The following is a 13,080-nucleotide window of genomic DNA, read 5'->3' as shown; positions in this document are numbered from 1 at the left end:
GTGCAGTGCGAATCCACGGCCTCCGAGTGTTGCGTGAATGGTTGCTTATTGACTTGCTTAGCTTGTTTTTTAGCCTTCTTAGCGGCTTTGCGTGCTGCTTTCTTAGCCTTCTGCTCGGACTCCTGTTGGGCATGATACGTGGCGCGGAGGTTCTCGATGGCGCGAGTGTAGCGGGTGCGACGGGCTCGCGGTTGCGGTTTCGGCGCTGCCGTGCTCGGGATGGGCGAACCGGAAGCGGGTAGATCGAGAAACTCGGCGGCGTTCATCACGCGACCATCGCTATGACGCACGAAGAAAGAATCGCTCGGCGGCTGCGAAGTCGCGTCGGCGCTTGCAGATGTGCTCGTCGTTACACACGTGTCACCGGTCAAAATGGTCATAACTAAGGTCACCTCCGTCGCTGGAACTCGAGACTGTTGAGTCATAAATTCGACTTGCTACGACCCACAGTACCGAATAAAATAGCGAATAGCAAGAGTTGAAATCTTGGTTCTATGTTCGAGTTTTGGAGGTCGAATGGACGTGAAATACCTAACGCGAAAGTACCCCGAGCCACCGACATCGTCGCCGGAGAGCAAGGAGCAATGGAATGAGGCGAGCGAGGGTCGGGTGTGATGGGTGTGCTACGTAGTCCGCAGGAAGCGAGCGCCAAACTGCGCTTAGTCCCGGTGGAGAATGTCCTCGAGGCCGCCGTCGAGGAGGTCATTTACCGCGAGCATCACCGTGTGCTCGACGTATTCGCGATAGCGAATCTGATCGCGAGGTTCCGAGAGTGAAATATTGACGAGCCGCTCGATCGGGACACGGAAGATGATCACGCTGTGCGCATCCTGCACATGCCAACGATTGGAATTATTGAGGCCCTGATCGGCCATCGGCATCGGCGCGATGCCGAGCCGTACATCCTTCATCTGCTCGGGCGCGACCGCGCGCAAAAAACCAAGCGTTTCGCCCACAACCTGATGGAAACGGGGGATGCGTCCGGTCAGCTGCGGCAGGTGTGGCCCAGCAACGCTGGAGCGCAGCGCCCGACCGTGCCGTGACCGCGAACCGCGAGAACGACGTGTCCCCGCACTGCGCCTCCGACTTGCCATACCCACCAGCTTACCCCTGGCACATCAAGCGTGAAGCACCCCGGGTAATAATGCGAAGCGCTGCCCACTCCGCCCGGAACGGCCCGGCAAGTACGAGGAAACTGCCTGAGGGCGCTATCGTTACCGTATGCGTACTCGCCCCTGCTGTCGGGTAGCGTGCTCCCGACGTGCGGAATACACGCTTACCTTTGACTACGACGACCAGATGGCGGCCATTGGGCCACTCGCTTTCCAGGCGGAACCGCACAGCTATGACCTGTGCGCTCTCCACGCCTCACGCACGAGCGTTCCGGAGGGTTGGACGCTCATTAAGCCGACACCGATCGGGATCGATTCCCACTAGCTACCCACCCTGGTATCGCGCGATTAGAGAGGGAAATTTAGCCGAGTTTGCGCGGGCGGGGTAGGTTGGCGTCTATGCAAATTGCGATTCAACCGGCTAGCGGTGCCGATCTCGGCGACCTGCAGCAGGTCGTCAAGAACTACGACATTCGCGGGCTCGTCGGAGACACCCTCACCGAACCGCTGATCAACGCCCTGGGCGCAGCGACCGCAGACGAACTCGAACTCGCCGGCGAAGAGCTCGTGATCGGCCACGATATGCGCGACTCGAGCCCCGCTTACGCGCGCGCATTCGCAGCAGGAGCCCGCACTCGCGGCGCCAATATCGTGCACATTGGCCTGTGCTCGACCGACATGAACTACTACGCCTCCGGAATCCGCGACGCGGCGGCGGCTATGTTCACGGCCTCACACAACCCCGCTAGCTACAACGGCATCAAGATTTCCCGTGCCGGTGCCCGCGGCATCTCGCTGGATACCGGCCTCGCCGCCATCCGCGACCGCGCGGCTGACTACCTCGCGGCGGGCATTCCCGCGGCAGACCAACTCGGCACCGAAACCGAAGCTGACGTCCTCGTTGACTACGCCGTATATCTGCGCAGTCTGGTCGAGCTCGCCAACATCCGTCCGCTGAAAATCGTGGTGGATGCGGGGAACGGAATGGGCGGGCACACCGTGCCGGCCGTGCTGGGGACACTTGCGGGGCTGGCAAAGCTCCCGCTTGAAATCGTTCCGCTGTACTTCGAACTGGACGGCAACTTCCCAAACCACGAAGCGAATCCGCTCGACCCCAAAAACCTGGTGGATCTGCAGCAGCGCGTCGTCGAAGAACATGCCGACCTCGGGCTCGCCTTCGACGGCGACGCCGATCGATGCTTCGTGGTGGATGAGGAGGGCCAGCCGGTCTCACCCTCGGCCGTGACGGCGCTCGTTGCCGCTCGCGAGATTACCCGCGCCGCGCAGTCGGGCGAGCAGAGCATCCATGTGATCCACAACCTGCTCACGAGCCGTCACGTGCCCGAAACCATCGAAGGCACGGGAGCCACCCCCGTCCGCACCCGCGTGGGACACTCGCTCATCAAGGCGGAGATGGCGCGCACCGGCGCGGTATTTGGTGGCGAGCATTCGGCGCACTACTACTTCCGCGACTTCTGGGGTGCCGATAACGGCATGCTCGCGGCCATGCACGTGCTCGCGACAGTGGGGGCGAACACCGAGCCGATTTCGGCAATCGCAGCTCGCCACACGCCATATTTTGCCTCCGGTGAGATCAACTCCACGGTGGCGGATGTTCCGGCCGCCTATGAGCGCCTGGTCACCGATTTTGGGCCCGGTGGGGTGGGAGCCTCGATGGATGAACTCGACGGCATCACCTTCACAGCCGGTGGCGCGCAGTGGTGGTGGGCGAACATCCGCCCCTCGAACACCGAACCGCTGCTGCGTTTGAACGTGGAAGCATCCAGTGAAGCGCTCATGGCTGAGGTGCGCGATCGGGCACTTGCGCTGATCCGCTCCTAGCGTCACCCGCAAGCCTCCTCCATGGTGCAGAATGAGCACCATGGACTTGCGCACACCAGACCCCGAAGCCTCCGGCTGGATGAGCGAGAGCGACCTTGAGGTCATCCGCCGTCGTATGCCGATCCTGTACGTGGAAGCGATTCCGGTGCGGGTGGATGATGCGGGCGTCGTCGAACACATTGGCCTGCTGTTGCGCGCCAATAGCGACGGCATGATCACGCGGACCTTCGTGTCCGGTCGAGTGCGATACGGCGAGACCGTGCGCGGTGCGCTGATGCGTCACCTCGAGAAGGACCTCGGCGCGATGGCGTTCCCGCAGGTGCCGATCAGCCTGTCGCCCTTCACCGTCGCCGAGTTCTCGCCACTGCCAATGACGGATCTCTACGACGAACGTCAGCATGCGGTGGCGCTCGAGTACATCGTTCCGGTGTCGGGGGAGTGCGCCCCGCGGCAGGATGCGTTGGAGGTCACCTGGGTGACTCCGGAGGAAGCCAAAGATCCCGACCTGCTCGAAGAGCTCGAGGGCGGCCGCGGGAAGATCCTACGTACGGCTCTTGGCCACCTCGGTGCGTGGTAGGTCGGCGGCCCTGACGCCACAGGCGCTAGCGAATCAGCCGCGGCCGGTCCCCGTCAAACCCATCCTGCGCACGGCCCGGCCCATACACCCCACCCTCCTGCAGCGCCCGCAGTACGAAACCGCTCGGGTCGGGCGCCGGCCTGCGCACCGCATCCTCAAAAATCTCGAAGTCGCGCCGCGACAGCTCGACCCAGCCGGGGCGTAACTGTTCACCCCAAAATTTCGAATCGCGGGTGAGCTCGAGCATGTCTCGCAGCGGGCGAATATAGCCGAATTGCGCATCCGGCAGCCACTCGACATCGACCCGCCAAGGTGACCTGCCTGCCGCACCCGACTGATAGGGCTCGGGGGAGAGCACCCGGCCGGCCTGCACGGCAGCGCGCAGTGGCTCTCCCTCTGGGTTTTCCCTCCGCGGACAATAGATCACGACCCCGTCGGATACACCCATCCGGTCGAGCGGTTCGAGGCTGCCCCAGGCGACTTGCGCATAGCCGCCGGCAATCAAGTCCCGGGCCCGGTCGAGGGGATGCACGATGAGCCAATAGCGGATTCCCAATCGTGCACCCCCTCGCGGAATAATTAGCGCAATGCTGCCGTCGGTACGCGCTCGTAGATTTCACCGGCGACCACGAGATCTTCCCACGACATCCCGACACTCTTGAACACGGTGGGCTTGGAAGAGTCCAGCTTGCGCTCGCCACGGATGAGATCGCGCAGCGGGATCAGCTCCTCAGCGGTGATCGCGCCTTCCTTAGCAGCGAGCACGATATCGCCCGCCTCGCGCATCGCGGTGTTGACATCTTCGACGACCACGTTCGACCGGGCGATGAGCTTGGAATCGAGCTCGCGCTGGTCGTGGTTGTGCGAACCGATTGCGAGCACGAGGGTACCGGGGCGAACGGCTTCCGAATCAAAGAGCGGTTCGGATGCGCCGGTCGCGGTCACAATCACGTCGCTCTGGCCGGCGGCGACGTCAGGGTCGACGGCGCAGCCGGTGCGCGCGAACCAACCGTGTTCGGAGGCGTTCGCCGCGAACATTTCGGCACGCTCGGGGCGACGCCCGTGGACGATGAGCCGTCCCATCCGGGGACGGATCTCCTTCAGCGCGAGGGTATGGGAGCGGGCCTGGGCACCGTAGCCGTAGACGAGGAGTTCCCCGGGGTCCCGACCGAGCACGATATCTGCCACCAGCATCGAAACCGCGGCGGCGCGGATCGAAGTGAGCTCATTCCCGTCGATCACGACCTGCGGGGTGGTGGTATCCGCATCCATCAGCAAATACAGGCCCTGCACTCGACTCTTATTGCGTGCGGTGTTATTTGGGTTCACCGAGATGAGCTTGGAACCGACCCACCGCGAAGACTGCGAAGGCATGAACAACAGCTGCTTGCCATCGGGTAGTCCCAGAATCTTGCGGTCAAAATCTTCGGCCGGGTCTACGTCGGCCAGGAGCGCTTCCCTGAGCGCATCGATCGCATTCTGGTAGGTGACGTGCTTGCGGATGTGCTGGGTGGTGATGTGAGGGAATGACACCGGGGTCCCTTCAATACGGTGTGATGGTAGCGCGGCACGGTGCCGTGACACCTTGTGCAGTTTGCGCGTGGCTGCGCGGCCGAAGCTGCTCTGCCTGTCAAGTCACGAGCGCAACGACGCGCATTTTGCAAATCGTAGCGGGTTTGCGGCTTGGCTACAGACGTTGTGTTGCCACTGCGCGCTCAATCTCACGAATCAGCCGGTCAATGGCCTGATCGGGGGTATCCCAAGCGGTCATGAGACGGACCACGCCGGGAAACGCCGGCCAATCGTAGAACGAGATGCCGCGGGCACGAACAGCATCCGCGACACCGGGTGGCAATTTGGCGAACACCGCATTGGCCTCGACGGGCAGGGGCACCTCACAACCTTGCGTTTCGCGCAGCCGCGCGGCCAGGTGTTGCGCCTGCGCATTGGCGTGCCGAGCGTTCTCGAGCCAGAGATCGCCCTCGTAGAGTGCGAGTAGTTGCGCGGCGATGAAGCGCTGCTTCGAGGCGAGCTGCATGGAAAACTTGCGGATGATCTCAATTCCGTGCACCGATTCGGGTTCGCGGACCACGATGGCCTCCGCGATCATGCCACCGATCTTGGTGCCGCCGAGCGAGATCACATCGACACCCTCGCTGAGCTGCGCGAGCGTGGCGCCCGTGGCCGCGGCTGCATTCGCGAGCCGTGAACCATCGAGGTGGACTCGCATCCCCTGTTCGCGTGCGCTGGCGACCAGCTCGCGAGTCTGCTGCAGGGAGTAAACCGTGCCGAACTCGGTGGAGTTCGAGAAGGAGAGCACATGCGGGTAGGCGCGGTGTGGGTCATCGGGAGCCGTTGCGGTGGCCGCGCGGGCGACTTGTTCCGGAGTGAGGCGGCCGTCGTCTGTGGATGCCGAGAGGATTTTGAGCCCCGCGAGCCGTTCCGGTGCTGCCTGCTCGTCGGTGTTGATGTGTGCACTTGCCGCCGTGAACACGCCGCCCCAGCGGGGAGTGAGTGCCTGCAACGCGACGACATTGGCTCCGGTGCCGTTGAATACCGGATAGACCTCGGCCCGCTCGCCGAACAGCTCCCGCACCACTTCATCGAGCCGCTCAGTATAGGGATCAGCACCGTAGCCGGGCACATGGCCACCGTTAGCCTGGGCGAGCGCGGCAAGCACCTGCGGGTGCGCCCCCGCATAGTTATCCGAGCCGAAATGATAGGCGGAAGGGTCGTGCAGCGCTGCCGAGTCAGTAGGTGAAGGAGTCACGCGAGAATTTTAAGCCACCAGCGGGTAGTCCGTGGTGCTATTGGCAGGGACTACCTGCTGGTGGCAGATTTTTTCACGCATGCGATCTGCAAGCGGGCAGGGCTGCACGCGGATGAGGTCAACTGGCTGCAGGCCTAGTCCACAGGCTGGCGCTCGTACCAGCGAATGAGGTAACGCTGGTCGAAGCGCTTCGAACACTTCGCGCAGGACACCGGCTTCGTTCCGGGCCGACGGAATCGATATATTTCGTGTCCATTCGGGCAAATACCCACATACTTCGCAAATTCGTCGGCCACCGAGGCTGTGTGCGTGCGCCCACCCGTGTAGCCGATCTGCGCCGCATAGGACTGCCAGATTGGGCCGTGGCCGGCCTTTGGTCCAACTTTCGCATGGGCGATTTCGTGCAGCAGGGTCTGCTTCACCTGCTCGTCAGAGTGCTTCGCCGCAAGATACATCGACAGTGAAACCTGCCGCTTATCGAAATTGCACTTCCCGGCGCGGGTTTTCGCTCGGTCAAAGGTGAAGGACCAGGACTCGTCGAGGTACTTGGCCATGAGTTCGGCCGCCCACCGCTGGACTTCCTTGAGATCCGCCACGCTAGTTGTCGATCGAGGTGATCGGCTCGTCGAACTCTTCCGTCGAGGTGCCCTGCAGCTTTGCGCGCACCGCGTGAATCGCGAACTTGGTGGAGTTGGTCTGATCGGCCGGGATGCCGTCCGTTTCGCGGTATTTCAGTGCCCGTTCGAAGTCGGCGAGGGCTTCATCGACCCGGCCGAGTTCAAAGAGCACCTTGCCGCGATGCTGCAGTGAGAACCCAGCCAGCTCGTCCCACTCGTGAGCGACCGCCTCGTCAACGCAGCCCGTGAGGTCATTGAGTGCCGCATCTAACTTCCCCTGGTACTGCTCGACCTGCGCGCGACGCACGCGAGCGGCGAGGGAGTCTTCCCGCGAACCGGTGAATCGTGACTGGCGCAGCGCCGTCTGTGCCTTCTCGAAAGCCTCGTCGAGACGCCCGAGCATGCGCAGCAGTGCGACCTGCTCGTTCAGCGCCGAGAGTGAGCGGAATCGTTCGATCTCCTCGAGACGTTCGTTAGCGGCGTCCACGTCAATGCGCTCGCGCAGGGTCTCGGGGTCGTAGCCAAGGATAATCGGAGAGTCAGACACGCCCACGAGCGTATCCGGATCAGCTTGGGAAAGTGAACCGACCCCGCCGTGGATGTGGAAAACACTCGCAATGGCGCTATCCAGGCAGACCGCTTTCGCCAGGTTTCAGTGGCCTGATGCGGATCGAAGAATGCCACCGCCGATGCGCGGTCTGACAGATTCGCCACGACAACGTCGGCTTGGTCCAGTCGCGGCACCGTCGGGCGATCATTTGCAAGACTCTGGATGGCCTGTGGCAGCACGTTCTTCTCGGGCCAGAACGCGATGGTCGTTTGATCTTTCAACCGCAGTCGTGTCGCGAGCGGCTTGGGCGCTGTCTGTTCGCTCATGCCACAAGGGTATGGACACAAACGCATCCGGTCAGTGGTAGTTCGCACAGATCTCCGCATAGAGACGCCGGAGCGGTTGCGACACGCTAAGAGCGGCGGGTGAAGAGTGAGCTTGCCGGGGTAGGCGAGGGCGTCGCGTCAGCATCGCGCACGGCGGATGCGCCGCGCAACCACTGGAAGGTTTGGGCATCGCTGTGCACGGTCGCGGGTGGAAAGCCGGATGCGGCCAACCTGGCAAGTCCCGGGAACTCACGGTGTTCGCGGGTTGCGACGGCGACGATATTCCCAAAGCGTCGACCCTTAAATACGGCCGGATCGGAAATCAAGTGGGTTGGCCCAATTGCCTCGCGAATCGTCGCGACTTCCCCGCGCGCGAATGCGAGATCGTGCCCGTCTGAGATATTCACGAGCAGTACGCCAGCCGGCGCGAGGAAACTTTCGAGCTCGGTGAAGAACTCCAGCGAGGTAACGTGCGCGGGAGTTTGGGCGCCGGCGAAGACATCCACGACCAGCGCATCCACCTTGCCGACGAGGCCTCGAGGCAGTCGCGCGAGTTGCTCACGAGCATCGCCGTAGCGAATCCGAATGGATGCGTGCTGGGGTAGCGGGGCGACCTCGCGGACGAACTCGATCAGGTCTCGTTCGAGTTCGATGACCTGTTGGCGGGAGCCGGGCCGGGTGTGTTCGAGAAAGCGCGGGATGGTGAGCGCACCGGCGCCGAGGTGGAGCGCGGTGAGAGCCTGACGCTTCGGGAAAGCCAGGTCGAGCACGTGTCCCATGTGGCGGATATAGCCGAAGCTGAGGTCGGCTGGGTCCTCGAGGTTGATCTCGGACTGTGGCGTGCCGTCGACGAGGAGCGTGACATAGGGGCCGTCGAAGTCGGCGGTGGCCTGCCGGCCGGATGCGAGGGTCGCGGTGAATTCGGTGTCCTGTCGCTTCCGTGCCATGTCGCCATCCTGCCATGTTTCGTGCTTGCTCAGGCCAGCGGAGACACGCTGTTGTGGATGCTCTGAGTGACTTGTCGGAACCCCACAGTAATCTTGAATTATTCAAAAGATTCTTTTGAATTCATCAAAATACTCTTTTGAATTAATCAATAAAGCGATAAGGTAACAACATGACCGATCGCGAACAGCATTCCTGGACCGACCGCCTCCGCGCGGCCGGTCTGCGGGTGACCTCGCGGCGACTCGCACTGCTGGAAGCACTGGAAGCGCATCCACATGCATCGGTCGACGAAGTCTTTCATCACACTGCAGCGCGCGTGCCTAGCCTGACGAAGCAAGCCGTGTACGTGAGCCTGGATGACTTCGTAGCGAGCGGACTCATTCGGAGGCTGGATGGTTCCCCGGCGCGGTATGAGACCCGCACCGACGATAACCATCATCACCTCATTTGCGATGACTGCGGCAAGATCATCGATGTCGACTGCGCTATCGGTGAGGCGCCGTGCATGTTCCCGCACGCGGACGGCTTCAACGTCCGTGTTGCGGAAGTGACCTATCGGGGGCAGTGCCCCGAGTGCGCCGCCGTACCCATCGCGTCCTGAGGGAACAGCTGCCACCTGCGTCATGAGTTTGTAGTGCGTAAGAGAAGAAACCGACATTCCGAACAATCACGAGGAGTGAATGTGACTCAATTCGAATCCCAAATTGACCCGACGCTGCCGTCCACCCGCCAGAACGGTGCCCCTGCGGAGAGCGACCGCAACTCGCTCACCGTTGGTTCGAACGGCCCCATCGTCCTGCACGATGTCCAGCTCGTTGAAACGCTCTCGGCATTCAACCGCGAGCGTGTGCCCGAGCGTAACCCGCACGCCAAGGGCGCGGGTGCTTTCGGTGTTTTCGAGGCGACCGAGGATGTTTCGCAGTGGACGCACGCGCACATGTTCCAGAAGGGCAACACGACCCGTTCGCTCGCTCGTTTCTCGACCGTTGCCGGTGAGCAGGGTTCGCCCGACACCTGGCGTGACGTTCGCGGGTTCGCGCTGAAGTTCTACACCGAAGAGGGCAACCTCGACATCGTGGGCAACAACACCCCGGTGTTCTTCCTCCGTGACCCGATGAAGTTTCCCCACTTCATCCGCTCGCAGAAGCGTCTGCCTGACTCGGGCCTTCGTAGCGGCACCATGCAGTGGGACTTCTGGACCCAGAACCCCGAAACGGCACACCAGGTGACCTACCTCATGGGTGAGCGTGGCCTGCCCCGCAGCTGGCGTGAGATGAACGGTTACTCCTCGCACACCTACTCCTGGATCAACAAGGACGGTGAAATCTTCTGGGTGAAGTATCACTGGATGTCCGACCAGGGCGTGCACTTCCTGTCGAACCAGGAAGCTGAAGAGCTCGCCGGTAAGGACGCCGAGTTCCACCGCCGCGACCTCTTCGAGGCGATTGAGCGTGGCGAGAACCCGTCGTGGACGCTCAAGGTGCAGGTCATGCCGTACGACGAGGCGAAGACCTACCGCTTCAACCCCTTCGACCTCACCAAGACCTGGTCGCACAAGGACTACCCGCTGCACGAGGTTGGCAAGCTGACGCTGAACGAGAACCCGGCGAACTTCTTCGCTGAGATCGAGCAGGCCGCGTTTGCACCGTCGAACTACGTCCCCGGCACCGGCATCTCGCCGGACAAGATGCTCATGGGTCGCATGTACGGCTACGCAGACGCACAGCGTGCCCGCATCGGCACGAACTTTGCGCAGCTGCCGGTGAACCGTCCGATCAACAAGGTCAACAGCTACACCTTTGATGGCAACATGCGTTTCGACCACTCGGGTAACGCCCCGGTCTACGCGCCGAACTCCTTCGGTCGCCCCCACGCCGACAACCTGGGTCCGGTTGAAAACGGTTGGACCTCCGATGGTGAGCTGGTTCGCAGCGCCTACGAGCTGCACGCCGAGGATGACGACTTCGGTCAGCCCGGTACGCTCGTGCGCGAGGTCTTCAATGACGAACAGCGCGACAAGTTCGTGGAGACCGTAGCTGGTGCCCTCGACGGCGTCATCGAGCCGGTATTGTCCAACGCTTTCCAGTACTGGAAGAACGTTGACCAGACCATCGGTGAGCGCATCGAGAAGCGCTGGCACGAAAACGCCCAGGCAGCTTCGGCACCCGGCCAAGGCCAGGATGCTGACAAGTAGCTCGCCTAGGTTCTGAGCACCTCCCTATAGGGCTCGGTAAGACAGCGGTGCCCCAGTGGAATTCCACTGGGGCACCGCTGTCTTTGTCGTGGAAGACGTACCTCGCTCGGCCGTTTCGCGTCGCAGTGTTACGTCCCGGGGTGAATCGCTTTCGCCCGCGAACTAGGGTGGGGCGTCCCCTAAATGCCGACGAACCGCCGACATGGCGGGTAAGTGAGCGAAAATGACAGTGAACGTAGGTGCCCGTAGCGCATCCTCTCAGCCGGGTTCGACCACCGCGGGCACGGTGGAATTCCGTGGTGTCACGAAGTCATTCCCGACTGCCGACGGGGCACACCTGGTGTTGCGTGACATTTCGCTGACCATCCCGCCGCGGCACATCGTGGCGCTGATCGGCGCGAGTGGTTCGGGGAAATCCACACTGCTGCGCCTGGCTGCAGGCCTCGGCGAGGGGCCGACCACCGGTGAAGCGACGATCGACCGCACTCCGGTGCAGCCCTATGACAGTCGCTGCGGCGTGGCGTTCCAGGAGGCGCGCCTTTTGCCTTGGCGCTCGGTGTTCGAGAACGTCTCGCTCGGGCTGCCTCGCAGCCTCGACAAGGATGCGGGAAAAGCGCGGGTGCGCGAGCTGCTGGAACTCGTCGGCCTTTCGGAATTTACCGACCACCGTCCGCGGGAGATCTCCGGCGGGATGGCGCAGCGCACCTCGCTCGCCCGCGCGCTCGCGCGCGACCCCGAGGTGCTGCTGCTCGATGAGCCCTTCGGGGCATTGGATGCATTGACTCGGCTGCGGATGCACGATCTACTGCTCGACATTCACGCGGCATCGCCCACGACGGTGCTCTTTGTCACCCACGATGTTGACGAGGCGCTGAAGCTTGCCGACACCGTGCTGGTGCTCGGGAAAGAGGAACGCAACGGCGAAACGATCCCTGGGGCCACCGTCATCGATGTGGTGGAGCCGAAAGAAGCGCGTCCACGCAGTACCACCTCGGACGAGTTTGGCGAGCTGCGGCATCGGCTCCTTGACCGGCTGGGTGTGGAGCTTTCCTCGGAAGCCTAGGCCGCGCATCTACCGGCGAAACGACAAGACCCGGCCCGCAAGACTGAACAACGACAACCCTCACGACCAGGAAGACACACCATGAACAAGACCCTCAAGCGAGTGCTCGCTGGGATTGCCACCGCGACGATTGGCGTTTCGGCGCTCGCGGGTTGCTCCTCGGCTCAGGCCGACGGCGAACTCACCGAGCTCAATATCGATTACGCGACCTACAGCATCCTGAGCCTCGTGATCAAGGACCAGGGCTGGCTCGAGGAAGAGCTCGAGGGTGTGGACGTGAACTGGATCTTCTCGGCTGGTTCGAACAAGGCGAACGAGTCGCTGCGTGCGGAGACCGCCGACATCGCCACCACCGGCGGTGGCCCCGCCGTGCAGGCGCGCGCGAACGGTACCAAGATTAAGACCGTGTACATCACGCACGCGAGTGAAGGCTTCGGCTTCGTCGTGCCCGAAGGCTCCGACCTTCAAAGCGTCGAAGACCTCGCCGGTTCGACGATCGCCGTCACCCGCGGCACCGACCCGTATTTCTTTGCGCTCCAGGCGCTCGAGCAGCACGGGCTGACTGCGGATGACGTCACGCTCGAGAACCTGCAGCACGCCGACGGCCGCACCGCGCTCGAAAACGGCACCGTGGATGCGTGGAGCGGTCTGGACCCGATCATGGCTTCGGCAGAGCTGAACGGCAACGAGATTCTCTACACCGACCCTTCGCTGATCAGCCCGATCTTCCTGAATGCGAACGAGTCGTTCATTGAGCAGCACCCGGAGACCGTGCAGGTGGTCATCGACACCTATGAAAAGGCGCGCCAGTGGGTCGCTGAGAACCCGGAAGAGACCCTCGACATTTACATGGCCGAAGCGGGCCTCGAAGAAGACGTCGCGGCGCTCGCGCTGAGCCGATTCAACTTCGAAAACAACCCGGTGCCCGTGCAGGAAGAGCTCGGTCCCACCCTCGCGACCATCGGCGGTTTCATGGTCGAAAGCGGTGACGTCACCAACCAGGAGGCCTTTGACGAGGCACTCGACACCCTCTTTGACCCGCAGTTTGCCGAGACTGCGGTCAACGGCAGCACCGAATAGC

General features: G+C 62.6%; 14 protein-coding genes. 7 read left to right on the top strand and 7 right to left on the bottom strand.

Annotated elements, in window-relative coordinates; genetic code table 11:
- Positions 1–659: 659 nt before the first annotated feature.
- Complete coding sequence (locus tag F8O05_RS00155; protein WP_158050714.1) at positions 660–1,094, bottom strand: hypothetical protein; 435 nt, start codon at positions 1,092–1,094, stop codon at positions 660–662.
- Positions 1,095–1,221: 127 nt separating this feature from the next.
- Between F8O05_RS00155 and F8O05_RS00150 the strand changes: the two genes are divergently transcribed.
- From F8O05_RS00150 to F8O05_RS00140, 3 genes are all read left to right on the top strand, one after another.
- Positions 1,222–1,437 (top strand): DUF3499 family protein, encoded by a 216-nt coding sequence (locus tag F8O05_RS00150; protein WP_158050712.1) that lies wholly within the window; start codon positions 1,222–1,224, stop codon positions 1,435–1,437.
- Positions 1,438–1,511: 74 nt separating this feature from the next.
- A complete protein-coding gene (locus F8O05_RS00145; RefSeq protein WP_158050710.1) occupies positions 1,512–2,954 on the top strand; it encodes a phosphomannomutase/phosphoglucomutase in 1,443 nt (480 codons plus the stop codon).
- Between the two features lie 40 nt (positions 2,955–2,994).
- On the top strand, positions 2,995–3,531 hold the full coding sequence (locus F8O05_RS00140) for a DUF4916 domain-containing protein (protein WP_158050709.1): 537 nt from the start codon (positions 2,995–2,997) through the stop codon (positions 3,529–3,531).
- A 25-nt stretch (positions 3,532–3,556) separates the two neighbouring features.
- Here the strand turns inward: F8O05_RS00140 and F8O05_RS00135 are convergent, their stop codons facing one another.
- From F8O05_RS00135 to F8O05_RS00110, 6 genes are all read right to left on the bottom strand, one after another.
- Positions 3,557–4,087 (bottom strand): EVE domain-containing protein, encoded by a 531-nt coding sequence (locus F8O05_RS00135; protein WP_158050707.1) that lies wholly within the window; start codon positions 4,085–4,087, stop codon positions 3,557–3,559.
- Between the two features lie 23 nt (positions 4,088–4,110).
- The gene (locus F8O05_RS00130) at positions 4,111–5,064 is read right to left on the bottom strand and encodes an ornithine cyclodeaminase family protein (protein WP_192496958.1); all 954 of its coding nucleotides are present in this window, start codon (positions 5,062–5,064) and stop codon (positions 4,111–4,113) included.
- Between the two features lie 154 nt (positions 5,065–5,218).
- Positions 5,219–6,301: a threonine aldolase family protein gene (locus F8O05_RS00125; protein ID WP_158050703.1), complete on the bottom strand. Its 1,083-nt coding sequence runs from the start codon at positions 6,299–6,301 to the stop codon at positions 5,219–5,221.
- 134 nt (positions 6,302–6,435) lie between these two features.
- The gene (locus F8O05_RS00120) at positions 6,436–6,897 is read right to left on the bottom strand and encodes a SprT-like domain-containing protein (RefSeq protein ID WP_158050701.1); all 462 of its coding nucleotides are present in this window, start codon (positions 6,895–6,897) and stop codon (positions 6,436–6,438) included.
- Position 6,898: 1 nt separating this feature from the next.
- Complete coding sequence (locus F8O05_RS00115; RefSeq protein WP_158050699.1) at positions 6,899–7,465, bottom strand: tetratricopeptide repeat protein; 567 nt, start codon at positions 7,463–7,465, stop codon at positions 6,899–6,901.
- A 415-nt stretch (positions 7,466–7,880) separates the two neighbouring features.
- On the bottom strand, positions 7,881–8,741 hold the full coding sequence (locus tag F8O05_RS00110; protein ID WP_158050697.1) for a spermidine synthase: 861 nt from the start codon (positions 8,739–8,741) through the stop codon (positions 7,881–7,883).
- A gap of 170 nt (positions 8,742–8,911) precedes the next feature.
- On the opposite strand from F8O05_RS00110, the gene F8O05_RS00105 reads away from it, so the two are divergent.
- From F8O05_RS00105 to F8O05_RS00090, 4 genes are all read left to right on the top strand, one after another.
- Complete coding sequence (locus F8O05_RS00105; RefSeq protein WP_158050695.1) at positions 8,912–9,343, top strand: Fur family transcriptional regulator; 432 nt, start codon at positions 8,912–8,914, stop codon at positions 9,341–9,343.
- A gap of 81 nt (positions 9,344–9,424) precedes the next feature.
- Positions 9,425–10,936, top strand: coding sequence for a catalase (locus F8O05_RS00100; RefSeq protein ID WP_158050693.1), 1,512 nt, complete (start codon positions 9,425–9,427; stop codon positions 10,934–10,936).
- Between the two features lie 223 nt (positions 10,937–11,159).
- Positions 11,160–11,999 carry an ABC transporter ATP-binding protein gene (locus F8O05_RS00095; RefSeq protein WP_158050691.1) on the top strand — a complete coding sequence of 280 codons (840 nt, stop codon included), beginning with the start codon at positions 11,160–11,162 and terminating at the stop codon, positions 11,997–11,999.
- Positions 12,000–12,080: 81 nt separating this feature from the next.
- Positions 12,081–13,079: an aliphatic sulfonate ABC transporter substrate-binding protein gene (locus F8O05_RS00090; RefSeq protein WP_158050689.1), complete on the top strand. Its 999-nt coding sequence runs from the start codon at positions 12,081–12,083 to the stop codon at positions 13,077–13,079.
- The last annotated feature ends 1 nt before the right edge of the window (position 13,080 follow it).

The organism is Gulosibacter chungangensis (assembly GCF_008831155.1).
Lineage (GTDB): Bacteria > Actinomycetota > Actinomycetes > Actinomycetales > Microbacteriaceae > Gulosibacter > Gulosibacter chungangensis.
The sequence above is the reverse complement of the archived record's forward strand: the minus strand, read 5'-3'. Positions and strand labels throughout refer to the sequence as shown.

Bases quoted from the DNA above. Each gene is read 5' to 3' on its own strand.
- F8O05_RS00155 (WP_158050714.1), bottom strand. From the start codon at position 1,094: ATGGCAAGTCGGAGGCGCAGTGCGGGGACACGTCGTTCTCGCGGTTCG.
- F8O05_RS00150 (WP_158050712.1), top strand. From the start codon at position 1,222: ATGCGTACTCGCCCCTGCTGTCGGGTAGCGTGCTCCCGACGTGCGGAA.
- F8O05_RS00145 (WP_158050710.1), top strand. From the start codon at position 1,512: ATGCAAATTGCGATTCAACCGGCTAGCGGTGCCGATCTCGGCGACCTG.
- F8O05_RS00140 (WP_158050709.1), top strand. From the start codon at position 2,995: ATGGACTTGCGCACACCAGACCCCGAAGCCTCCGGCTGGATGAGCGAG.
- F8O05_RS00110 (WP_158050697.1), bottom strand. From the start codon at position 8,741: ATGGCACGGAAGCGACAGGACACCGAATTCACCGCGACCCTCGCATCC.
- F8O05_RS00105 (WP_158050695.1), top strand. From the start codon at position 8,912: ATGACCGATCGCGAACAGCATTCCTGGACCGACCGCCTCCGCGCGGCC.
- F8O05_RS00095 (WP_158050691.1), top strand. From the start codon at position 11,160: ATGACAGTGAACGTAGGTGCCCGTAGCGCATCCTCTCAGCCGGGTTCG.
- F8O05_RS00090 (WP_158050689.1), top strand. From the start codon at position 12,081: ATGAACAAGACCCTCAAGCGAGTGCTCGCTGGGATTGCCACCGCGACG.